Source organism: Plantibacter sp. PA-3-X8 (assembly GCF_003856975.1).
GTDB classification, from domain to species: Bacteria; Actinomycetota; Actinomycetes; order Actinomycetales; family Microbacteriaceae; genus Plantibacter; species Plantibacter auratus.
The window spans coordinates 3,615,980-3,638,491 of sequence record NZ_CP033107.1 but is presented as its reverse complement, the minus strand read 5'-3'; the positions used below and the strand labels follow the sequence as shown (position 1 = coordinate 3,638,491).

Genomic DNA, 22,512 nt, shown 5'->3' with positions numbered 1-22,512 from the left:
CGCACACCGCCAGGCCGCTCAGCCCGTCGAGGGGCTAGGAGACGAGCGCCGTGAGATCCGTCCGCAGCGCGGCGAGCCGCGCGGTGACCGTCGCCGCCCGCTCGGCGGCGTCGCCGTCGGCGGACTGGACGTCGACGTACACCTTGAGCTTCGGTTCCGTGCCGCTCGGCCGGATCATGACCCGGGTGCCGTCGTCGAGCCAGACGCGCAGGACGTCGCTCGGCGGGAGCGCCTCGAAGCCGTCGGCGAGGTCGTCGATCCGGGTCACCCGGGCTCCCGCGAGCTCCGTCGGCGGGAGTGCCCGGAGCCCGGACATGACCTCGCCGATGCGGCTGAGCTCCGCGTAGCGGATGGAGATCTGGTCGCTGCCGAAGGAACCGAAGGTGTCCGCGAACCGGTCGAGGAGCCCCGCGACGCTCTCGCCCGCCTGCGCCGACGCCGTCGCGAGACCGAGGAACGCCACGGCGGCCGAGATGCCGTCCTTGTCGCGCACGGTCCCGGGGTTCACGAGGTAGCCGAGGGCCTCCTCGAAGCCGAAGACCATGCCCGGCGTCCGGGAGATCCACTTGAACCCGGTGAGCGTCTCCCGGAACTCGAGGCCGTGCGCCTCGGCGACGATGCGCAGGGCGGGGGAGGAGACGATCGAGCACGCGAGCGTGCCCTCGGGTGCCGCGTCGCCGTCGAGTGCGGCTCTGGCGGCCTGGGCGGCCCGCCAGCCGAGGAGGAGACCGACCTCGTTGCCGGTGAGTCGACGGAACCCCGACGGCGCCGCGTCGTCGGGGATCGCGATCGCCAGGCGGTCGGCATCGGGGTCGTTGGCGATGATGAGGTCGGCGCCGACTGCTCGCGCCGTCGCGAAGGACAGGTCGAGTGCGCCCGGCTCCTCCGGGTTCGGGAAGCTGACGGTCCGGAAGGTGGGATCGGGATCGATCTGCTCGGTGACGAGTTCCGGTGCCGGGTAACCGGCGGTCTCGAGGACGCGTCGGGTCGTCTCCCAACCCACGCCGTGCATGGCCGTGTAGACCACGCGCAGCTGGCCGCCCGCCGGGGCGGGTGCGACGGCCGCGGTCTCGGCGACATAGGCGTCGACGACGTCCTCGCCCGCGATCTCGAACCCGTCGTTGCGCGGGAGGTCCTGGACGAGCGCCGTCTCGGCGATGCGCCCGATGTGGGCGGCGATGGCCGCGTCGGCGGGGGAGACGATCTGGGACCCGTCGTGCTCACCGCCCAGGTACACCTTGTAGCCGTTGTCGGCGGGCGGATTGTGACTCGCGGTCACCATGACTCCGGCGGAGGCGTCGAAGAACCGCACGGCGAACGCGAGGACGGGCGTCGGGAGGAGCCGTGGGAGCAGGATTGCGCGGACACCGGCACCGGCCATCAGCTCGGCGGTGTCGCTGGCGAACACGGCGGAGTTCTTCCGGCCGTCGTATCCGATGACGACGCTCGGCGTCACCCCTTCCGGCGCCTGCTCGATCAGGTAGGCGGCGAGCCCGGCCGCGGCCTGCGACACGAGGACCCGGTTCATCCGGTTGGAGCCGGCCTCGATGCGACCGCGGAGCCCGGCAGTGCCGAATTGCAGTCGGGTGTCGAAGCGGTCGTGCAGCTCGGCGACGGCCACGTCGTCGGACACCCGGGCGCGCTCGACGAGGCCTGCCAGTTCGGCCCGGGTCTCGTCGTCGGGATCCTGGGCGAGCCAGGCCTCGGCGGTCGCGAGCAGGCTCGTCGCCTCGCTCACAGGGCCGCGACGATCTGCGCGAGGAGCTTGCTGATCACCGGCTCGGCCGCCTGGCCGGCTTCGATGACCTCGGCGTGGCTGAGCGGCGTCTGCTGGATGCCGGCGGCGAGGTTGGTGATGAGCGACATCCCGAGGACCTCCATGCCGGCCTGACGTGCGGCGATCGCCTCGAGCGCGGTCGACATGCCGACGATGTGGCCGCCGATCGCCTTCGCCATCTGGACCTCGGCCGGGGTCTCGTAGTGCGGTCCGCGGAACTGCGTGTAGACGCCTTCGTCGAGCTCCGGAGCGACGCTGTGCGCGATGTCCCGCAGCCGCTTGGCGTAGAGGTCGGTGAGGTCGATGAACGTCGCGCCCTCGAGCGGCGAGTCGGCCGTGAGGTTGATGTGGTCGCTGATCAGCACGGGCGTGCCGGGCGTCCAGTGGTCCTTGATGCCGCCTGCGCCGTTCGTCAGCACCATGATGCCCGCGCCGGCCGCAGCGGCCGTCCGCACGCTGTGCACGACACGACGGACACCATGGTTCTCGTAGTAGTGCGTCCTGGCGCCGATGACGAGCGCACGCTTCCCGCTCGGGAGCAGGACCGAGCGCAGGGTGCCCACGTGGCCCTCGAGCGCCGGCTTCGAGAAGCCGACGATCTCGGAGGCCGGGATCGTCGCCGTCGTCTCGCCGATCAGGTCGGCCGCCTTGCCCCAGCCACTGCCGAGGGTGAGTGCGATGTCGTGGCGTTCCACGCCGGTCTTCTCAGCGATCTGGCCGGCGGCTTCGCGGGCGATCTCGAAGGGATCGACATCGGACAGATCGAGTGGGTTCGCAGAGGTTTCGGACATCCTCTCACTCTAGACAGGGGCGGGGCCGCCGCCCAACCGTGCCGACCCCGCTCATCCGCGCACGATGCCCACCGCCGCAGGCCCGAACGGGTTTGGTCCCGCCCCTGGTGGCGCGCGAGAATGGACGCATGGCCTACGAGTTCGAACGCAAGCAGCGAGTGGCGATCATCGGAGGCGGACCCGGCGGGTACGAGGCTGCCCTCGCCGGGGCACAGCTCGGGGCCGACGTCACGCTCGTGGAGCGCACGGGCGTCGGCGGCGCGGCGGTCATCACCGACGTCGTCCCGTCCAAGAGCCTCATCGCCACGGCCGACGCGGTCGGGGCCATCGGCGAGGCGGCCGACCTCGGTGTGCAGTTCTTCGTCCGCTCGGAGACCACCGGGAAGCCCAGCCGTCCCGAGGTCGCCGTGAACCTCGCCGCCGTCAACAAACGGCTGCTCGGATTGGCCCGCCAGCAGTCCGAGGACATGCGGGCGAGTCTCATCCGTGCCGGTGTCCGCATCGTCAACGGTCAGGGGCGGCTCGACGGACCGAACGAGGTCATCGTCTCGACCGACCTGTCCGGCGGCACCGACTTCGACCGCATCGAGGCTGACACCGTCGTCGTCTCCGTCGGCGCGAGCCCGCGCCAGTTGCCCTCCGCCCTGCCGGACGGCGAGCGCATCCTCACCTGGACGCAGCTCTACAACCTCACCTCCGTCCCCGAGCACCTCATCGTCGTCGGCTCGGGCGTTACGGGCGCCGAGTTCGCCTCCGCCTACACGGCGCTCGGCTCGAAGGTCACGCTCATCTCGAGCCGCGACCAGGTGCTGCCCGGTGAGGACGCCGATGCGGCAGCGGTCATCGAGAACGTCTTCAAGCGCAACGGCATGACGGTCCTGTCGAAGTCGCGGGCCGACTCCGTCACACGGACCGAGACCGGCGTCGTCGCCACGCTCTCCGACGGGCGCACGGTCGAGGGTTCGCACTGCCTCATGGCGGTCGGTTCGGTGCCCAACACCGCCGGGATCGGTCTCGAGGAGGCTGGCGTGCAGCTGACCGATTCCGGGCACATCCGTGTGAACCGGGTGGCGCGCACGAGCGTCCCCAACATCTACGCCGCCGGTGACTGCACGACCTTCCTGCCGCTCGCGTCCGTCGCGTCGATGCAGGGTCGCACCTCGATGCTGCACGCGATGGGCGACGCGGTGAACCCGACCGAGATCCGCAACGTCGCCGCGAACATCTTCACGCAGCCCGAGATCGCGACCGTCGGCTGGACCCAGAAGCAGATCGAGGACGGCATCGCCCAGGGTGAGATCTACAAGCTGCCCCTCGCCCAGAACCCGCGCGCCAAGATGATGGGCATCAAGGACGGTTTCGTCAAGCTGTTCGCGCGGACCGGCAGCGGGACGGTCATCGGCGGGGTCATCGTCGCCCCGAAGGCCAGCGAGCTCATCTTCCCGCTCGCCCTCGCGGTCGAGCAACGGCTGAACGTCGACCAGGTGGCACGTGCCTTCACGGTCTACCCGTCACTCACCGGGTCGATCACCGACGCTGCGCGCGCCATGCACATCGTCGAATAGCCGTCGTCCTCGTCGAACCGCCGCTGAGACGCCGGAGTTCACCGATCGCGGTTCGCGAGCACGATGCGTGCGACGGCGACCCGCGAGCGCACGCCCCAGGCCTGGAAGACGGCGCTCAGATGCTTCTCCACGGTCTTGCGGGAGATGCCGAGGGCCGTCGCGATCTCGTCGTTCGACAGGCCGTCCGCGACGAGTTCGGTGAGGTCCCGCTGTCGGGGCGTCAGCGGCGCGGTCGGGACGGGGACGGCGGTCAACGGCAGCGTGGCCGGGAGCCGTGAGGGGAGCTGGCGGCGGGACACGATCCCGAACGCGGCGAGCACCCGGGTGACGTGCGCGTCGACCGTGCGCGAGGAGAGCTGGAGGACGGACGCGATCTCCGCCGTCGAGTTGCCCTCCGCGGAGAGCAGGGCGACCTCGCGTTCACGGGGCGACAGTCCGTCCCAACCCGATCCCGCGACCGGCGCGAGACGTCGGCCGATCGCCTTCAGCTCCCGGGCGGCGGAGCGGGTCGCGGCGGTGTGCCCGCCGAGGACCGCCTGCTCGGCGAGCGCGGCCAGCTCACGGACGGCCTGCGTCCGGTCGGACATGGCGATGAGGGCACGCGTCGCGAGGATCTCGCCGATCCCGGCTTCCAGCATGCGGCCGTCGACCAACGCGCGGGTGGTCGCCGTGCGCGCGAGCGCCAGCGCCTCGGCGGGTCGCCCACGGAGGAGTTCGAGCTTGCACTGCATCCGGAGGATGGCCGGCCCGGGGACCCTGCGGTCGACGTCGGCGGCGATGAAGCCGATGAGGCGTTCCGATTCGACGAGGTCGCGGTCGAGGAAGGCGCTCGAGACGAGCAGCTCGATCGCGAGGGCGCGGTCCTGGACGGACAGGCCGCTGAAGTCGTTCCCCGAGGCGCTCCTCGCGAGGGCTGCGGCTCCGTGGTCGTCCGCGAGGGCGGCGAGACCGTAGCCGACGAGGAGGTAGCACGTCGTCTGGAAGGCGCCCGTGGGCTCGGGGATGGCCTGGCGGACGCGGCGTGCGAGCGTCCTGGTCGCCCCCTGCTCGGCACGGTTCCCTGCGACGAGGCACTGCACGGCCTCCGCGTACAGCGCGGTCGGTCCGCTCCCGGCCCGCTCGAACATCGCGAGCGCGGCGGCCTCGGCCTCGGCGACGCGCCCCTCGTTGAGCAGGAGGCGGGCGAGGACCCCGTCGACGAGTGTCCGGTACAAGCGGCCCGGGGTGGCGGCGATGTCGTCGGCGAACGCGTCGGCGAAGCGCCGGGCGGCGTGGATCAGGACGTTGACGACGGCACCCTCGACGAGCAGGTACCCGACGAGCCAGGCCAGGGTCGGTTCGAGGTCGCCGCCGTCGTCGACGAGGGCGTCCGCCTCCGCGAAGCACCCCTCCAGTTCCGAGCCGGACGAGCGGTCCGATCCGAGGGCCAGCCCGGCGGCTCCGAGCACGAGCAGGCGCGTCGTCCGGTCGGAGTCCGTCGAGGCGGCGAGCGCGTCCACCGCGTCCCGGCGACAACCCGCGAAGTCGGCGGTGGTGAACCGGGCGTAGGACAGGAGGGCGAGGACGCGGGGATCGGACGCCGCGTGCGGCTCTGCCTCGAGCAGCGCGATCGCACCGGCGGCGTCGAAGTCCGCCACACGATCCAACGCATCTTCGAGGAGGTCGGCTGCTGACACCTGTTCAGCGTATCGTCGCCGGGTCCGATGCGACGCCCGAAGGCGCCGGTCGGGTCAGCTGATGGTGAGGAGCTGGTGACCCGAGGAGACCGTGGCACCGACCGTCGCGTCGATCGCGCCGACCGTGCCGTCCTTGTGCGCCGTGATGGGCTGTTCCATCTTCATCGCCTCGAGGACGACGACGAGGTCGCCCTTCACGACGACATCGCCCTCGGCGACCGCGAGCTTCACGATGGTCGCCTGCATGGGCGCCGAGACCGAATCACCCGTCGCACCCGAGACCACCGCTGCACCACCGCGGCGGTGCGGAGCGGGAGCGGCGACCGGTGCACCGACGTTCAGCCCCAGCTGTCCGCCCGGAAGACTGACTTCGAGCCGCTTGCCGCCGACCTCGACGACCACCGTCGAGCGGGCAGCGGGTGCCTGCTGTGCATCGATGGATCCGTCCCAGGGCTCGATGTCGTTGACGAACTCCGTCTCGATCCATCGGGTGTAGACACCGAAGGTGCCGTCCTCCGCGGTGAACGCGGGGTCGCGGACGATCTTGCGGTGGAAGGGGATGACGGTGGGGAGGCCGGCGACCTCGAACTCGTCGAGCGCGCGACGACTGCGCTCGAGCGCCTCCTCGCGGGTGCGTCCCGTGACGATGATCTTGCCGAGGAGCGAGTCGAACGCCCCCGAGATCGTGTCGCCGGCCGTGACGCCGGAGTCGAGGCGGACACCGGGGCCCCCGAAGGTCTTGAAGACGTGGATCGGGCCCGGCTGCGGGAGGAAGCCGCGTCCCGGGTCCTCGCCGTTGATGCGGAACTCGAAGGAGTGGCCGCTCGGCTGCGGGTCGTCGTAGTCGAGGACGCCGCCCTCGGCGAGGCGGAACTGCTCGCGGACGAGGTCGATGCCGGTGATCTCCTCGGAGACCGGGTGCTCGACCTGCAGGCGGGTGTTGACCTCGAGGAAGGAGACGGTGCCGTCCTTGCCGATGAGGAACTCGCAGGTGCCGGCGCCGAGGTAGCCGACCTCCTTGAGGATCGCCTTCGACGCGCGGTAGAGCTCCGTCACCTGGTCGTCGGTGAGGAAGGGTGCCGGTGCCTCTTCGACGAGCTTCTGGTGGCGACGCTGCAGCGAGCAGTCGCGGGTGGAGACGACGACCACGTTGCCGTGTGCATCGGCGAGGCACTGCGTCTCGACATGGCGCGGCTGGTCGAGGTACTTCTCGACGAAGCACTCGCCCCGTCCGAACGCTGCGATGGCCTCGCGGGTGGCTGACTCGAAGAGCTCGGCGACCTCCTCGCGCTCACGGGCGACCTTGAGGCCGCGACCGCCGCCGCCGAAGGCAGCCTTGATGGCGACGGGCAGGCCGTGGATGTCGACGAAGTCGAGCACCTCCTCGGCACCCGAGACGGGGTTGAGCGTGCCGGGGGCGAGCGGAGCGCCCACCTTCTCGGCCACGTGGCGGGCCGAGACCTTGTCGCCGAGCCGCTCGATGGCCTCGGGCGACGGGCCGATCCAGATCAGCCCGGCGGCCATGACGGCACGCGCGAAGTCAGCGTTCTCGGCGAGGAAGCCGTAGCCCGGGTGGACGGCGTCGGCGCCGGACCGTCGGGCGATGGATAGGAGCTTGTCGATGACGAGGTACGTCTCCGCGCTCGTCGTCCCGTCGAGGGCGTAGGCCTCGTCGGCGAGACGGGCGTGCATGGCGTCGCGATCCTGGTCGGCGTAGACGGCGACGGAGGCGATCCCGCTGTCCTTCGCGGCTCGGATGACGCGGACGGCGATCTCGCCACGGTTGGCGATGAGGACCTTGGTTATACGTGGCACAGTCCACGAGCCTACCGGGAGGCCCGGGTGAGCCTTTGGCTCACACGCACAAAAAAGCCGCAGGAACGACGTGTCGCCTCTACAAGTGCTGGGGTGTCAGAGGGCGCCGCGCCGGTTGCGGAGCTCGTGCCAGTCGTGTCCCAGCGTGCGGACGAGACGCCGCAGGGTCGGGAGCGAGAGGCCGACGACGGTCGACGGATCGCCCTCGATGCGGGTGATGAAGGCGGCACCCAGACTGTCGATCGTGAACGCTCCCGCCACCGCCAGGGGCTCGCCCGATGCAATGTAGGCGTCGATCTCGGCGTCGTCGAGGTCGTCGGCGAAGGACACCTCGGCGCTCGCGACCGCACCGATCCCGACCGGCGAGGCGCCGGTGCAGTCGATGAGCCAGTGACCGGAGTACAGGGTCCCCGTCCGGCCGCGCTGGGCGTGCCAGCGTTCGCGGGCGCGCTCGGGGGTGTGGGGCTTGCCGTGGACGACGCCGTCGAGGACGAACACCGAGTCGCCGCCGAGGATGAGGTCGGCCGCGTCGCCACGTTCGCGCACGACGGCCAGAGCGGCCTCCGCCTTCGCGCGGGCGAGGAGGGCCACGACCTCGTCGGGGGCGAGGGGGGCACCCGCGGCGCGGGTCGCATCGTCGACGGCCTGTTCCTCATCGACGGACGACGGGACGACGATCGGCTCGATGCCACTCGACCGCAGCAGGGCGAGTCTGGCCGGTGACGTGGAGGCGAGCGTGAGGCGCATGACGGTTCCTTCTGCAGTGGACGGTGGACTCCCCGCAGCCGCCCGTGTGACATGCTCGACGCATGAGCACGACGACTGCACGCACCGTGGAACTGGACATCACCAACGTAGCCCACGGGGGTGTCTTCGTCGCCCGGCACGAAGGCCGGGTGGTCTTCGTCCCCGACACGCTCCCCGGTGAGCGCGTGCGGGCGCGCATCGTCGACGAGAACGAGAAGCGCTTCTGGCGGGGGGAGACCCTGGAGGTCCTCACGCCGTCCGAGCACCGCCGTCCGCACGTCTGGGCCGAGGCCTCCGTCGACCGCGAGCCGAGCGAGCGGGCCGGGGGAGCGGAGTTCGGACACATCGAGCTCGCCCACCAGCGCGCGTTGAAGCACCAGGTTCTCTCGGAAGGGCTCGAGCGGTTCGCCGGCGTCGCTCCCGAGTTCACGGTCGCCGCGGTCGACGGCGAGACGGCCGACGGCACCCGGTGGCGGACGCGGGTCTCCCTGCACGTCGACCAGCACGGCAACATCGGCCCCTACGCCTCGAGGTCCCACCACGTCGTCCCCGTCGACGACCTGCCGCTCGCGATCGAAGCGGTGGCCGAAGCGGCCAAGCTCGAGGAGCTGCCGCACGGCACCACCTCCATCGACATCGTCGCCTCCTCGACCGGGGCGGTCCGCGTCCTGACGCGTGCGGACGAGGCGGGAGGCGGCGACCGCCGACGCGGTGGCGGGCGCGGTCGACGCGGGGGACCGAAGCCGGTCCGTCCCGCGGCAGACCCGATCCGCGAGCTCGTCGGCGAGCGCGAGTTCATCGTCGACGCGAACGGATTCTGGCAGGTCCACCGTCAGGCTGCGACGACCCTCCAGCAGGCCGTGTCGGCGGCCATCGACGACGCGCGCTTCGACCCGCGCGCCGCGAACCTCGACCTCTACGGCGGCGTCGGCCTCCTGGCCGCGGGCGTGGGGGACCGCTTCGGCTCCACCACCCGCATCACGACCGTGGAGAGTGACGAACGCGCCACCGAGTACGCGGGCGAGAACCTGTCCGAGTGGGTGGGCGCACAGGCCGTCACCGCGAAGGTCGACGCCTTCCTGCGGTCGGAGATCGCGACGGGCAGCCGGATCGAACGGTCCCGGTACGCCACCGCGACCGTCGTGCTCGACCCGCCCCGCTCGGGTGCCGGCGCGGAGATCGTCGCCATGCTCGGCGAGCTGCGGCCCGCGTCGATCGTCTACGTCGCGTGCGACCCCATCGCGCTGTCCCGCGACGTCGCCCTCCTTGCCGAGCAGGGGTACGAGCTCGACCACCTCGCGGCCTACGACCTCTTCCCCAACACGCATCACCTCGAGGCCGTCGCGGGCTTCTCGCGAACGGCTTGAGCGGGCCCGTGCCGACGGAGGCGACTCGCGATCCGGCCGTCGCGCCCGGCGGGTCCGTCACTCGCTACGATGGTGCCGTGGTGACCGTCGCAATCATTGATGATCACGAGTCCGTCAGGCTCGGGATCGAAGCGGTGTGTGCGCACGCCGGGTATCAGGTCGTGGCGAGTGCCTCGACCGCCGTCGAGTGCATCGCCGCGTTGAACGGCGTGGTGCCCGACGTGGTCGTGCTCGACCTCTCGCTCTCCGACGGCAGCACGCCGACCTCGAACATCCAGGCGGTGCAGGCCGTGGGGGCGCACGTCCTCATCCACTCCATCGCGGATCGGGTCGCACTGGTGCGCGAGGCGCTGGCCGCCGGAGCGTCCGGGGTCATCCCCAAGTCGTCACCGACGGACACGGTCATCGCCGCCATCGGCACGGTGGCCCGTGGCGAGGCCCTGAACAACATCGAGTGGGCGAGCGCGATCGACGCCGACAGCGACTTCGCCCGGGCGCAGCTGGGCCGCCGTGAGCGCGACGTCCTGCACCTCTACGCGTCCGGCCTGCCGCTGAAGACCGTCGCCATGCAGCTCGGCATCGCCTACTCCACGGCCCGCGAACACATCGACCGCATCCGGGTGAAGTACGTCGAGGTGGGTCGCCCGGCACCGACGAAGGTCGACCTGCTCCGCCGAGCGGTCGAGGACGGGATCCTCCCCGGCCTCGATCAAGGCGGGACGGATGTCTCCTAGCTTCCGGGCACCGACCAGGCACCCCGCGATCACCGCGATCCCGAAGGATGCCCAGGCTCAGCGCCGGATGCTGAACACCGCGAACTTCGAACGCCTCCTCGGCCGATCGGTCGCGATCATCGGACTCGTCTTCGGTCTGCAGACGGCGTTCACGACGCTCGGGCAGGGCGTGCAGATCACGGGTTGGTTCGGTGTGGTCTACGTCGCGCTCGTGTTCGGGACGATGTTCGCCGCGATCGTCTGCTGCCTCTTCCTGTGGCACCACCGGATCGCCTCGGGCGTCTTCGCCGCCGTGTTCTTCGTGGCGCTGCTCATCTGGCCGGCGGTCAACGCCGAGGCGTCGACCGACATCAACCAGGAACCGTGGATCTGGTACCTCTGCACGATCGCCGTCGCGTTCGCCTGCATCCCGCTGCAGTTGCGGGGTGCCATCGTGTACCTCGTGGTGACCTCGGTCATGTACGGGGTCAACCGCGTGATCGACGCGGACTTCGCGCCCGCGTCCTTCGAGATCGGGGCGCTCGACGCGTCCTACGCGACGATCATCGGTGGGCTCATCGTCGTGCTCGTCGGGCTGTTCCGCGTGCTGGCCGGTCGGGTCGACACCGCGAGGGCGGCCGCCCTCGCCACCTACGACGCGGCCGTCAAGCAGCACGCCACGGAGGTGGAGCGCGTGGAGGTCGACTCGATCGTCCACGACAGCGTCCTCGCCTCCCTGCTCGCCGCGGATCGGGCGCTGACCCCGAAGTCGGAGGCGCTCGCCGTCATGATGGCGCGGGTCGCGATCGAGCAACTCGAGGGCGTCGGCGCTCCGATGACGAACGAGGACGAGGTCACCGGTCTCGCCGAGCTCATCGAACGGCTGCGTGCGGCCGCGTCGATGCTCGGTGAACCGTTCTCCGTCACGGTCGAGGGGGCCTCCGGCCGGGTCCTGCCCGTCACGGTCGCCAACGCGGTCTACTGGGCGACGGTGCAGGCGATGGTCAACAGCGTCGAGCACGCGGGTTCGGGAGCGGCACGGAGCCTGTCGATCGAGGGCACGGTCTCCGGTGGCGTCTGCGTCATCGTCGGTGACGACGGCGTCGGGTTCTGCCCCGAGCAGGTCGCCGAGGAGCGCCTCGGGCTGAAGGTCTCGATCGTCGAGCGCGTCGCCGCGGTCGGCGGCCGCTCGACGGTGATCTCCCGTCCGGGTGAGGGTGCCGTCATCCGCATCGAGTGGTCTCCGGAGCACGGCTCGTGACCCCGGCACCGCGGTACGCCCTCGTCATCCTCGCCGCCCTGTTCTCGGCGTACCACCTGCTCCGTGCGGCGCTGACGCTCGAGACACCCCGCGACGTCGTCCCGGTCCTCATCGCGATGCTCGTCTACGCCGTCGCGAGCGTCCTGAGTCTCTGGCCGATGGGCACGACGCGCATGCCGTCGTGGCTCGCGAGCATCAACCTCGCGACCGCGATCATCGTCCCGTTACTGGTGACCAGCCAGCTCGACCCCACGCGGAACAACGGGTACGCCACCTGGCACGTCGCGTCGATCGGGACGCTGATGACGATCACCGTGGTCCGGCAGCGGGAGGCGGTCGCGTACATCGGGATCGTCTTCCTCACGGTCCAGTCGCTCCTCTGGGCGGGTCCTGGACTGGCGCTCGGGATGGGTGTCACGGGCAGCCTCATCTGGGTCGTCCTCGCGAGTGTGCTCACCCGATCGATCGCCGGGGCGCAGCACGACGCCGAGCGCCTCACGCAGGCGGAGCATGCGACCTCGGACTGGCAGGCGGCGCAGTACGCGCACGTGCACGAGCGGCGGCGACGCCTCAGTCAGACGGGCCGCCTGGCGACCCCGATGCTCCGCACGATCATCGCCAACGGCGGCAGGCTCTCCGTGGCCGATCGTACGGAGTGCCGCACGCTGGAGGCCAGTCTCCGCGACGAGATCCGCGGGCGTCACCTCCTGAGCGACCCGGTCCGGTCCGAGGTGCTCGCGGCCCGACGGCGCGGAGCGATCGTGAACATGCTGGACGAAGGCGGCCTCGAGGAGCTGGACGCCGGCGTCCTCGATGCGATCCACGAGCAGATCGCCGAAGCGCTCGCCGCCTCGCACGCCACCCGCCTCATCGTGCGGAGCGTCCCGGACGACGAGCGCGTCGCGGTGACCGTGGTCGGCCTGCGCGCGGTGCACCGCGATCCGGGCGTCGCTGCGGGTCCGGACGACGACGACGAGGAACTCGACGTCTGGCTCGAGATCCCGCGCGACGGCTCCCGTGCCGGCGTGGGCGCGGTCGGCGTGTCCGACGAGGACTGAACCGCTTCGACGGTGCAACACCCTTCGACAGGCCCTGTGCGGCATTGCTCAGGGACCGGAGCTACTCCGGGTGGACCGCCGCCGTCCACAGAACCGGCGCGACCTGAGTGCCCTTCGACAGGCTCAGGGACCGAATCGTTCCCGGTGAACCTCTCTCGGTCACTGAGCCTGTCGAAGTGCCCACGAGGACCCCTTCGACACGTCGACAAGCTCAGTGCGACGCAGCTCAGGGACAGGCAGCGGTCAGAACGGCGCGGGGTCCGGTTCCGTCCGATGGCGCTTCCCGTCAGGTGTAGTCCACTCGAGCGCCCCGCCGGGCCCGTGGTCGAGGGTCCATCCGGGCAGGTGCTTCATCCGGTGATGATGTCGGCAGAGACAGGCGAGATTGCCGACATCCGTTGCCCCGCCGCCCTCCCACGCGACCGAGTGGTCGAGGTCGCAGGCCCTGGCGCGTCTCCCGCAGCCCGGTGCCCGACAGGTGCCGTCCCGGAGGCGTACCGCGCGTTGCAGGTCGGCCGGGACCCGGTACTGGCTGCGCCCGACGGAGAGCACCGCACCCGTCTCTGGCTGGACGAGGATCCGGGTGAAGCTGGGTGCGTTCACCGCGATGCGTGCGGCGGTCTCCGGGTCGATGGGGCCGTACCCGTCCAGCATGGCCGGTGCGTCGCTGACGCCGGCCATACTGAGCGCCGGGACGGTGATCTGCACGGTCGGCTTGATGTGTTCCTGGACCTCGATGGGGTGCGGGAGCACTGGGCTCAACGTCACGTCGTCAGGCGTGACGCCGCTGAGCGCGAGCGCCGCGAGGGCGTCGGCCTGCAGTTGGGCGCACGTGCGGGTGTCACCGGCCTTGCGTGACTCCGCGGCAGCCGCTTCGACCCGCTCCGCGAGGCCTTGCGCGATGGGCGCGGTGGTGAACAGGTGTACCCACGCCATGCCGTCCGCTGCCGGCTCGAACTCCACCCGGCGGTCCGCCTCGGACCGCCGGGCGCGTGCCGTAATGGACTCGGGGTGAAGGCGCTCGCGCAGGACGCGGGCGCGCCTGCGGAGGTTCGCGTTGGTGGACTCTTCCGCAACCGCCAGGACCTCAGCGAGGAACACCGCCCGCCCTGCGGTCGGCACGTCGCTGAGTTGTTCGATGATCGTCTGCGCGTGCCGCGCTGAGATGCGGCCGGCCTCGAAGGACGCGAGCACGGCGGGTGCGTCGTTGACGACCCGCTCGGCGTCGTTCGTCGCCCGCTGGACCGTCTGCTCGGGCGTGCGCGTCGCCATCGCGAGGGCTGCGCAGGTCGACCGGCGGGAGAGCGCCTGCCGCCCGGCAGGCGGGAAGATCGCCGGAACCGTGACGCCTGCGAAGGCGTCCGCGTAGGCGGCAGAGCGGGCGAGGAGCCGGGCCTCCTCGGCGTCCAGAGCAGCACACCGCCGCTGGATGTCCGCGTAGTGGTCCGAGAACTCCGCGAGGCGCGCGGCGTGCTCGTCGCTCGCGCGGATCGCGGTGAGGGTGGTCTCGGTCATGGAACAAGTCCACCACGAACCACTGACATTCCAGATGCCGAGTCGAGTTGGTTGTGGAAGTTGCTCGTGGGCCCTTCGACAAGCTCAGTGACCGGAGAAGGTTGCTCAGGGACCGGAAGAGGATCACCGGAGCGGGAGGTTCCTCGTGTGCCCTTCGACAGGCTCAGGCACCGGAGGGGGTTGCTCAGGGACCGGCGGGGGTTGCTCAGGGACCGGTGGGGCGTCGCCGGTTGTGGATGCTTCTTCGTGTGCCCTTCGACAAGCTCAGGGACCAGAGGGGGTTGCTCAGGGACCGGAGGGGGTTGCTCAGGGACCAGAGGGGGTTGCTCAGGGACCGGGAGGGGATCACCGGAGCGGGAGGTTCCTCGTGTGCACTTCGACGAGCGCATGAGCCGGACACATCCGAGCACAGCTCGCACGATCACTGAGCCCGTCGACGTGCCTGGTCCTGGACGAACGAAAGGAGGGCCAGCACCCGATGCTGGCCCTCCGTGACGTTCGTGGGTCAGAGCGGTAACCCGAATACCGCTCTGACCCGCCCCCGAACTCCTGCCCGCTTACCCTAGATGGAGCAGGAGCTGGTGAAGTGGTCTCGATGAGACGCAACTTTCGAGAATGATGATCCTCCATCAGGGGTACCCCCGACAGTCGGCACTATGGAGGACACGAATGGGGGACAGCACCGCGCGCCGCGAGGGGCAACCGGCGTGAGTCCTCCGTCGAGACGGCTCAGCCCGTGAACGCGCGCCAGTGTCCTGGGCCCACGGTGATCCCCGTGCGGAGGTTCCGCCTCGTCCGCTCCCACGTCGACGGGACGCGAGGTGCCGGGGCGGTGTCGGCGTCGCGCAGTGCCTGTTCGGCGATCGCGACGCTCAGCACCGCGGTGAGTGCCGCGAGCTCCTCGTCGGTCGGGGTACCGCGCTCGATCCGGAGATCGATCGACGACGGCTCGGTCGTGTTCGGCTCGGCGCCGGTGCTCACAGCGGGATGTTCCCGTGCTTCTTGGCGGGCAGGCTCGCACGCTTCGTCCGGAGTGCACGGAGCGCCTTGATGACCGAGACCCGCGTGGCAGCCGGCTCGATGACGCCGTCCAGCTCGCCGCGCTCGGCGGCCAGGAACGGGCTCGCCACGTTGTAGGTGTACTCGTTCGCGAGGCGCGTGCGCACGGCGGCGACGTCCTCGCCGGCCTCCTCGGCCCGCTTGATCTCGCCGCGGTACAGGATGTTGACGGCACCCTGCCCACCCATGACCGCGATCTCGGCCGTGGGCCAGGCGAGGTTGATGTCGGCCCCGAGCTGCTTCGAGCCCATGACGATGTAGGCGCCGCCGTAGGCCTTCCGCAGGATGACGGTCACCAGGGGCACCGTGGCCTCGGCGTAGGCGTAGAGGAGCTTCGCGCCGCGGCGGATGACGCCGGTCCACTCCTGGTCGGTGCCGGGCAGGTAGCCGGGGACGTCGACCAGGGTGAGGATCGGGATGCTGAACGCGTCGCAGAACCGGACGAACCGACTCGCCTTCTCGCCCGCTTCGATGTTGAGCGTCCCGGCCATCTGGGAGGGCTGGTTGGCGATGACGCCGACCGACCGTCCCTCGACGCGCGCGAAACCGATGACGATGTTCGGGGCGAAGAGCGGCTGGACCTCGAGGAAGTCGGCGTCGTCGACGACGTGCTCGATGACGGTCTTCACGTCGTAGGGCTGGTTCGGCGAGTCGGGGATGAGGGTGTTGAGTCGGCGGTCCTCGTCCGTCGTCTCGAGCTCCACCTCGACGTCGAAGACCGTGGCCTCGGACAGGTTGTTGTCGGGCAGGAAGCCGACGAGGGTGCGGGCGTAGTCGAGGGCGTCCGGTTCGTCGCTCGCGAGGTAGTGGGCGACGCCCGAGCGGGTGTTGTGCGTGTACCCGCCGCCCAGCTCCTCCATGCCGACGTCCTCGCCCGTGACGGTCTTGATCACGTCGGGGCCCGTGACGAACATCTGGCTCGTCTTGTCGACCATGATGACGAAGTCGGTGAGCGCGGGGGAGTAGACGGCGCCGCCGGCCGCCGGACCCATGATGATGGAGATCTGCGGGATGACCCCGGAGGCCTGCGTGTTGCGTCGGAAGATCTCGCCGTACTTGCCGAGCGCGACGACGCCCTCCTGGATGCGCGCGCCGCCGGAGTCGAGCATGCCGATGATCGGGACGCCCGTCTTCAATGCGAGGTCCATGATCTTGATGATCTTGTCGCCGGCGACCTCGCCGAGCGAACCGCCGAAGATGGTGAAGTCCTGCGAGTACACGGCGACCTGGCGGCCGTGGATGGTGCCGGTGCCGGTGACGACGGCATCGCCGTACGGCCGTGAGCGGTCCATGCCGAAGGCGGTCGTGCGGTGCCGCACGAACTCGTCGAGTTCGACGAAGCTGCCGTGGTCGAGCAGCTGCTCGATGCGCTCCCGCGCGGTGAGCTTGCCCTTCTTGTGCTGCTTCTCGATGGCGGCTTCGCCGCTCGCCGTCACGGCCTCGTGATAGCGGTTCTTGAGGTCGGCGAGCTTCCCGGCCGTCGTGTACAGGTCAGGGCCGGAGGTGGTTTCGTCGGTCACGCTTTCACCTTACCCGGTGGTACCACGGCCGACCCGTTGACGATCGGGTACAAGCGGCGCGCCGATCCGTTGTCGGCATCGTCCAAGCGTGCCGACGGGCGCCGCAGGCGCCGACGACCGGCCTCAGTAGGGTTGTGCCATGGATCTGCCCCTCACCGCCGCCCTCGTGCCACGCCTCGAGATCCTCGCCCACGCCGGCTCCACCAACGACGAACTCGCCCGACGCGTGCGCGAGGACGGCGGCGACGCGTGGCCCGACCGCTCGGTGGTCCTCACCGACGACCAGCGCGGGGGACGAGGCCGCCTCGGTCGCGTGTGGACGGTGCCACCCGGCACGTCACTCGCCGTCTCGGTCCTGCTCCGGCCGGTCACTCCGTCGGGTGATCCGCTCCCGCTGCAGGCCTACGGCTGGCTCCCGCTCCTCGCGGGTGCGGCGCTCGCGGAATCGCTCCGGGAGCTCGGGGTGCCCGCCGACGTGAAGTGGCCGAACGACGTGCTCATCGGCGGTCGGAAGGTGTCCGGCATCCTCGCCGAGCTGCTGCCGAGCGGGGACGCGGTGATCCTCGGGACCGGTGTCAACCTCCGTCAGCGTGCCGAGGAACTGCCGACCGACCGGTCCACCTCGCTCGCGCTCGCCGGGCTCGCCGATCCTGACCCGGACATCGTCCTCGTCGGCTACCTGCGTGCGTTCGGCGCCCTGTACGACGCCTACCTGGCCGCGTCCGGTGACGCCGAGGCCAGTGGGCTCGGAGCGGCGGTCACCGAGCGATGCGTGACGTTGGACAGCTCGGTGCGGGTGGAGCTCCCCGGCGGCGACGTCCTGACCGGCACGGCCGAGCGGATCGACGCGGACGGGCGGCTCGTCGTCCGACCGACCGACGGTGGTGCGCCGGTCGCGGTGGCGGCCGGCGACGTCACGCACGTGCGCTGAGCGTTCCCGCCTGTTCGCTGAGGGACCGGCGTGCGAGCACCGTCGCGCCGGAGACGGCTGCCGGCATGACCAGCACGGACAGGACCGGCACGAGGAAGAGGACCGCGACCGTCATCCCGAAGCCCAGGGTGCGGGCGCGTCTCCTGGCGAGGACCTGGCGGCGGTCGCGCAACGACAACCCCCTCGCGTCGAACGCGTAGCCCGTCAGTTCGAGGGCGAGGAACCAACCGCTCACGGCGAGCCCGAGCACCGGGACCACCGTCTGGCCGATCACCGGGACGAAGCCGAGGAGGAAGAGGACGACCGCCGTCGGGATGGTGAGCAGGAGCAGGCCGAGTGCCCGGGTGACACCGGTGAGGAGTCCGCGCCAGGCGGACTCACCCGACTCCGGAGGAGCGTCGCCGAGGGTACGTTCGACGTCGGCCCAGATCCGCTCGTAGAAGGGGTCGCCGACGAGGAGCGTCGCTGCGGCGTAGGCGTACAGCATCACCACGACGGCGACGGCCACCAACGCCACCGCGGCGGCCACCCGGATGGACGAGCGGTACGGCTCGTCCCAGGTGTCGGCGAACGGTGTCGCCCAGTCGACGATCGTGGCGGCGTTGACGCCGAGGACGACGAGCAACGCGATGAACACGACGCCCACGATCGCGGCGGGGATCATGCCGAGCAGCATGCGCTTCGGCGAGGTACCCCAGAGGCGGAACCCGCCGAAGAGGATGCCGATCCCCTCGAGGAACGACCCGACCACGCCGGGTTGCTGCGCCGTCGGTGCGGTGCTCTCGGCCGGTTTCACGCCTTCATGCTAGCCGGGCGGCCGATGCACGGATGTTCGGGATCGCCGACGGGCGGGGTGGGAGCAGGCGGCGGGTTCCCGCGACTGCTAAGAATGGGAGTATGGCTGATCCCGGTATGACGGGGCCGGGCAGGCCGGCTCCTCCCGCGGCGGCGACCGAACGTGTGGTCGCACGCCTGCGTCCGCATGCCCGGCGGCTCCTGCTCCCCGCCCTCCTGCTCATCGCGGTGAGCGGCGCCGGTGCGTACTTCTTCGGCTCGTTCGACCTCGAGTGGCAGAACTGGGCCGTCCTGATCGGCGGCGGGGTGATCGTGCTGGTCGCCTGCGTCCTGCCGTTCATCGCCTGGCTGTCGGTCCGCTACGTGATCACGACCCGCCGACTGATCGTCCGTCGCGGGTTCTTCGTGCGGACGCGCCAGGAGCTCTACCACGCCCGCGGCTACGGCATCACGGTGCACAAGAGTTGGGTGCAGAGCGCCTTCGGGAGCGGCAACGTCCGGGTGACGAGCGGTGGCGAGGTGCCGGTCGTCCTGAGGGACGTGCCCGGTGCGGTCCTCGTCCAGAACGCCCTGCACGAGCTCGTCGCGGAGAACCAGAGCATCGCCGCGCCGTACCCGGCAGCACCGCCTCCGATGCAGCAGCCACCGGTCCGACGCTGACCGGTGCGGGGCGCGCCCGGCCGGTACGATGTTCCAGTCGGGGCACCCGCCGATCCGCCTCCGGATCCGCCCGTCCCGCCTGCCGAAACGAGACCCGCCGGCCGGTCGCCGGAGAGCTGGAGTGAACCCATGAGCATTCGCGTCGGAGTGATCGGCGGCGGTCAGCTGGCCAGGATGATGGTGCCTGCGGCCGTGAACCTCGGGCTCGACATCCGCGTGCTCGCCGAGCAGGAGGGCATGTCCGCCCGGCTCGCGACCGTCGAGGTGGGCGACTACCGCGACGCCGACACGGTGCTCGCCTTCGCCGAGACGGTCGACGTCATCACCTTCGACCACGAGCATGTGCCGCAGCACGTCCTGCGGGCACTCGTCGACGCCGGTGTGCAGGTGCACCCGGGACCGGACGCGCTCGCCGTCGCCCAGGACAAGCTGCTCATGCGCGAACGCCTGACGGAGCTCGGACTGCCGGTGCCCGACTGGGCGCGCGTGCACGATCAGGAGGAGCTTGCCGCCTTCCTCGCCGAGCACGGTGGGAAGGGCGTCGTGAAGACGCCACGTGGTGGCTACGACGGCAAGGGCGTCCGTGTCGTCCATGGACCGAACGAGGTCGACGACTGGTTCACGGCGCTCTCCGAGGACGCCAACGGCGGAGCACTGCTCGTCGAGGAGCTGGTGTCGTTCCGGCGCGAGCTCGCCCAGCTCGTCGCCCGGCGCCCGTCCGGCGAGGTGGTGCCATGGCGCGTCGTCGAGACCGTGCAGCTCGGTGGGGTGTGCAGCGAGGTCATCGCTCCGGCGCCCGGCTCGGCTGGTCGGCTCGCCGACACCGCGGAGGAGATCGCCGTGACCGTCGCGACCGCGCTCGGGGTGACGGGCGTCCTGGCCGTCGAACTGTTCGAGACCGACGACGACCGCCTGCTCATCAACGAACTCGCCATGCGTCCGCACAACAGTGGGCACTGGACGCAGGACGGCAGCGTCACGAGCCAGTTCGAGCAGCACCTGCGCGCCGTCCTCGACCTGCCCCTCGGCTCGACGGGCTGCCACCGCGATTGGACCGTCATGGTGAACGTGCTCGGCGGGCCTGCCGAGGGGACGCTCGACGACCGCTACCCGCAGGTCCTCGGTGCGCACCCGCTGGCGAAGGTGCACAACTACGGGAAGGACCCGCGCCCCGGGCGCAAGGTCGGCCACGTCAACGTCGCGGGCGACGACCTCGACGACGTCGTGTACGAGGCACGTGCCGCCGCAGCGCTGCTCGGCGCCGAGAACGCCTGACCGCCCTTCGACAAGCTCAGGGACCGCGTGGGGTGCTCAGGGGCCGCGTGGTGTACTCAGGGACCGCGGTCGATGATCGGTCCCTGAGCCTGTCGAGGTGCGCCCTTCGACAGGCTCAGGGACCGGTCGAGGTGTGGCTCAGTACACGTCGCGGATGTAGCGCTTCTCGCGCTTCAGCGTGTGCACGTACTCGGCCGCGGCCTCCGTCGAACGCCCGCCGTGTTCGGCGATGAGCTCATGCAACGCCTGGTCGACGTCCTTCGCCATCCGGGAGGCGTCACCGCAGACGGCGAAGTGGCCGCCCTCCTCGAGCCAGGCGTAGAGCTCCTTGCCGTTCTCGCGCATCCGCGTCTGGACGTACACCTTCTCGCGCTGGTCCCGGGAGAACGCGAGGTCGAGGCGGTCGAGCACCCCTCCGGTGAGCAGCTCACCCAGTTCGTCCTCGTAGATGAAGTCGTGCGCCCGGTGCTGGTCGCCGAAGAACAGCCAGTTCCGACCGGTGGCCCCGCGCTCGCGGCGCTCTTGCAGGAACGAGCGGAACGGCGCGATCCCGGTTCCCGGGCCGACCATGATGAGCGGCGCATCGTCGTCCGACGGCACCCGGAAGCCGGCGTTGGCCGAGACGAAGATCCCGCTCGTCCCGCCCTCGGCGACCCGGTCGGCGAGGTGCGTCGACGCGACGCCCCCGTGGGCCCGGTCACCGACGGCGTAGCGGACGCTCGCCACGGTGAGGTGCACCCGCCCGTCGGCAGCCAGCGGGCTGGACGAGATCGAGTAGGCGCGGTGCTGGAGGGGACGCAGGACGTCGAGCAGCGACTCGGCGTCGAACCGCACGGACGTGGAGCGCAGGAGGTCCAGGATGTCCCGTTCGCGCAGCCAGGAGTCGAGCGTCTCGGCCTGGGCGAGCGCCAGGATGCCCGCGAGTTCCGAGTCGGGCGCGCGGTCGGCGAGCTCGGCCACGAGGTCCTTCGAAGGGGTCCGGATCTCGAACCCGTGGGTGAGCCGGTCCGCCAGGGTCGAGCCGTCGACCGACTCGTCCGCGGTCGCATCCAGTTCGGCGATGATGGCATCGACGAGCGCCGGGTCGTTGCTCGGCATGACGCCGAGGGCGTCGCCCGCCGCGTACTCGATGCCGCTGTCGCCAAGGTCGAACTCGTAGTGCCGGATCTCCTTCGACGAGGCCGGCCCGGAGAGGACGCGGTTGACGGCGAGGGTCGCGCCGTACGGCGTCTTGCGGGTCCACGGTGAACGCGTGCGGCCGGGCTTCTTCGCCGGTTTGGCGGCCGGCGCGGGAGCGGATGCGGCATCGGCGTCCGTCGGGGCGAGGGCGCCGAAGAGCGACAGGGCCTGCGTGGTCCACGCCGCGGCGGGCTCCTCGTAGTCGACGTCGCAGTCCACGCGCGCGAGGATGCGTTCCGCGCCGAGCTGCTCCAGACGCGTGTCGATGAGCTTGCCCGCCTGGCAGAACCCGTCGTATCCGGAGTCGCCGAGCGCGAGCACGGAGAACTTCAGGCCGTCGAGGCGTGGTGCGGTGCTCGCTTGGAGCGTCTCCCAGAACAGTTCGGCGTTGTCGGGCATCTCACCTTCGCCGTAGGTGGAGGTGATGACGACGACGTGTCCCATCGCCGGGAGGCGGTCCACCTCGACGTCGTCGAGTCCGATCGTCGTCACCGCCACACCGTAGCCGGAGGCGGCTCGGCCGAGATCCTCCGCGATGGCCTCCGCGGTGCCCGTCTGCGTGCCGACGAGCACGTGCAGGGCGAGCTGCGGTGTCCGGCCACCGGCGTCGGTGACATCGATCGCGCTGGAGCGGACCCCCGCCAGGAATCCGGCGAGCCAGACCCGCTGCTCGGGGCTGAAGGGCGCGTCAGCCGGGATGAACGGGTCGTCTGCGCTGCTGCCGAGCGCGGCGAGCGCCTCGAAGAGCACCGGGCTCGGTGTGCTGGTGGCCGCCGGGGCCTGGGTCGAGGTCATCGTCCCCTCCAGT

18 protein-coding genes are annotated in these 22,512 nt (G+C 70.8%); 8 read left to right on the top strand and 10 right to left on the bottom strand.

The features are described 5' to 3' along the window. Positions 1–34: 34 nt before the first annotated feature. Together EAO79_RS17035 and EAO79_RS17030 are read right to left on the bottom strand one after the other, a co-directional pair. Positions 35–1,738 carry a phospho-sugar mutase gene (locus EAO79_RS17035; RefSeq protein WP_124769706.1) on the bottom strand — a complete coding sequence of 568 codons (1,704 nt, stop codon included), beginning with the start codon at positions 1,736–1,738 and terminating at the stop codon, positions 35–37. After that, a complete protein-coding gene (locus EAO79_RS17030) occupies positions 1,735–2,568 on the bottom strand; it encodes a purine-nucleoside phosphorylase (protein ID WP_079707324.1) in 834 nt (277 codons plus the stop codon). Before EAO79_RS17030 ends, EAO79_RS17035 begins: the two co-directional genes overlap by 4 nt. 128 nt (positions 2,569–2,696) lie before the next feature. Between EAO79_RS17030 and EAO79_RS17025 the strand changes: the two genes are divergently transcribed. Further along, complete coding sequence (locus EAO79_RS17025; protein WP_079707323.1) at positions 2,697–4,133, top strand: NAD(P)H-quinone dehydrogenase; 1,437 nt, start codon at positions 2,697–2,699, stop codon at positions 4,131–4,133. A gap of 38 nt (positions 4,134–4,171) precedes the next feature. On the opposite strand, the gene EAO79_RS17020 is transcribed toward EAO79_RS17025, so the two are convergent. The 3 genes from EAO79_RS17020 to EAO79_RS17010 form a co-directional block, all read right to left on the bottom strand. Then, entirely contained in the window at positions 4,172–5,809 is a 1,638-nt protein-coding gene (locus EAO79_RS17020; RefSeq protein WP_079707322.1) for a LuxR C-terminal-related transcriptional regulator, read from the bottom strand. 54 nt (positions 5,810–5,863) lie between these two features. Further along, on the bottom strand, positions 5,864–7,624 hold the full coding sequence (locus EAO79_RS17015) for a biotin carboxylase N-terminal domain-containing protein (RefSeq protein WP_079707321.1): 1,761 nt from the start codon (positions 7,622–7,624) through the stop codon (positions 5,864–5,866). A gap of 96 nt (positions 7,625–7,720) precedes the next feature. After that, the gene (locus tag EAO79_RS17010) at positions 7,721–8,371 is read right to left on the bottom strand and encodes a nucleoside triphosphate pyrophosphatase (RefSeq protein ID WP_079002868.1); all 651 of its coding nucleotides are present in this window, start codon (positions 8,369–8,371) and stop codon (positions 7,721–7,723) included. A gap of 62 nt (positions 8,372–8,433) precedes the next feature. Between EAO79_RS17010 and EAO79_RS17005 the strand changes: the two genes are divergently transcribed. The 4 genes from EAO79_RS17005 to EAO79_RS16990 all read left to right on the top strand — a co-directional run bounded on the left by EAO79_RS17005 (position 8,434) and on the right by EAO79_RS16990 (position 12,770). Beyond that, a complete protein-coding gene (locus EAO79_RS17005; RefSeq protein ID WP_124769705.1) occupies positions 8,434–9,738 on the top strand; it encodes a class I SAM-dependent RNA methyltransferase in 1,305 nt (434 codons plus the stop codon). A 77-nt stretch (positions 9,739–9,815) separates the two neighbouring features. Continuing rightward, positions 9,816–10,472, top strand: coding sequence for a response regulator transcription factor (locus tag EAO79_RS17000; RefSeq protein ID WP_124769704.1), 657 nt, complete (start codon positions 9,816–9,818; stop codon positions 10,470–10,472). Beyond that, on the top strand, positions 10,462–11,712 hold the full coding sequence (locus EAO79_RS16995) for a sensor histidine kinase (protein WP_124769703.1): 1,251 nt from the start codon (positions 10,462–10,464) through the stop codon (positions 11,710–11,712). The genes EAO79_RS17000 and EAO79_RS16995 overlap by 11 nt, the downstream gene beginning before the upstream one ends. Beyond that, positions 11,709–12,770, top strand: a complete 1,062-nt coding sequence (locus tag EAO79_RS16990; RefSeq protein WP_124769702.1) for a hypothetical protein — start codon at positions 11,709–11,711, stop codon at positions 12,768–12,770. Before EAO79_RS16995 ends, EAO79_RS16990 begins: the two co-directional genes overlap by 4 nt. Positions 12,771–13,013: 243 nt before the next feature. On the opposite strand, the gene EAO79_RS16985 is transcribed toward EAO79_RS16990, so the two are convergent. The 3 genes from EAO79_RS16985 to EAO79_RS16975 form a co-directional block, all read right to left on the bottom strand. Beyond that, positions 13,014–14,285: an HNH endonuclease signature motif containing protein gene (locus tag EAO79_RS16985; RefSeq protein WP_124769701.1), complete on the bottom strand. Its 1,272-nt coding sequence runs from the start codon at positions 14,283–14,285 to the stop codon at positions 13,014–13,016. Between the two features lie 729 nt (positions 14,286–15,014). Then, the gene (locus EAO79_RS16980) at positions 15,015–15,266 is read right to left on the bottom strand and encodes an acyl-CoA carboxylase subunit epsilon (protein ID WP_124769700.1); all 252 of its coding nucleotides are present in this window, start codon (positions 15,264–15,266) and stop codon (positions 15,015–15,017) included. Further along, the gene (locus EAO79_RS16975) at positions 15,263–16,864 is read right to left on the bottom strand and encodes an acyl-CoA carboxylase subunit beta (RefSeq protein ID WP_071262519.1); all 1,602 of its coding nucleotides are present in this window, start codon (positions 16,862–16,864) and stop codon (positions 15,263–15,265) included. The genes EAO79_RS16980 and EAO79_RS16975 overlap by 4 nt, the downstream gene beginning before the upstream one ends. A 139-nt stretch (positions 16,865–17,003) precedes the next feature. Here EAO79_RS16975 and EAO79_RS16970 point away from each other — a divergent pair, with 139 nt between their 5' ends. Beyond that, positions 17,004–17,795, top strand: a complete 792-nt coding sequence (locus tag EAO79_RS16970; RefSeq protein WP_124769699.1) for a biotin--[acetyl-CoA-carboxylase] ligase — start codon at positions 17,004–17,006, stop codon at positions 17,793–17,795. Here the strand turns inward: EAO79_RS16970 and EAO79_RS16965 are convergent. Then, the gene (locus EAO79_RS16965) at positions 17,779–18,591 is read right to left on the bottom strand and encodes an EI24 domain-containing protein (protein ID WP_124769698.1); all 813 of its coding nucleotides are present in this window, start codon (positions 18,589–18,591) and stop codon (positions 17,779–17,781) included. The two genes, EAO79_RS16970 and EAO79_RS16965, sit on opposite strands and share 17 nt — an antisense overlap. A gap of 101 nt (positions 18,592–18,692) precedes the next feature. Here EAO79_RS16965 and EAO79_RS16960 point away from each other — a divergent pair, with 101 nt between their 5' ends. Continuing rightward, a complete protein-coding gene (locus tag EAO79_RS16960) occupies positions 18,693–19,250 on the top strand; it encodes a PH domain-containing protein (RefSeq protein WP_231884331.1) in 558 nt (185 codons plus the stop codon). A gap of 129 nt (positions 19,251–19,379) precedes the next feature. Then, a complete protein-coding gene (locus tag EAO79_RS16955) occupies positions 19,380–20,525 on the top strand; it encodes a 5-(carboxyamino)imidazole ribonucleotide synthase (RefSeq protein ID WP_124769697.1) in 1,146 nt (381 codons plus the stop codon). A gap of 138 nt (positions 20,526–20,663) precedes the next feature. On the opposite strand, the gene EAO79_RS16950 is transcribed toward EAO79_RS16955, so the two are convergent. After that, entirely contained in the window at positions 20,664–22,499 is a 1,836-nt protein-coding gene (locus EAO79_RS16950; protein WP_079707414.1) for a sulfite reductase subunit alpha, read from the bottom strand. Between the last annotated feature and the right edge of the window lie 13 nt (positions 22,500–22,512).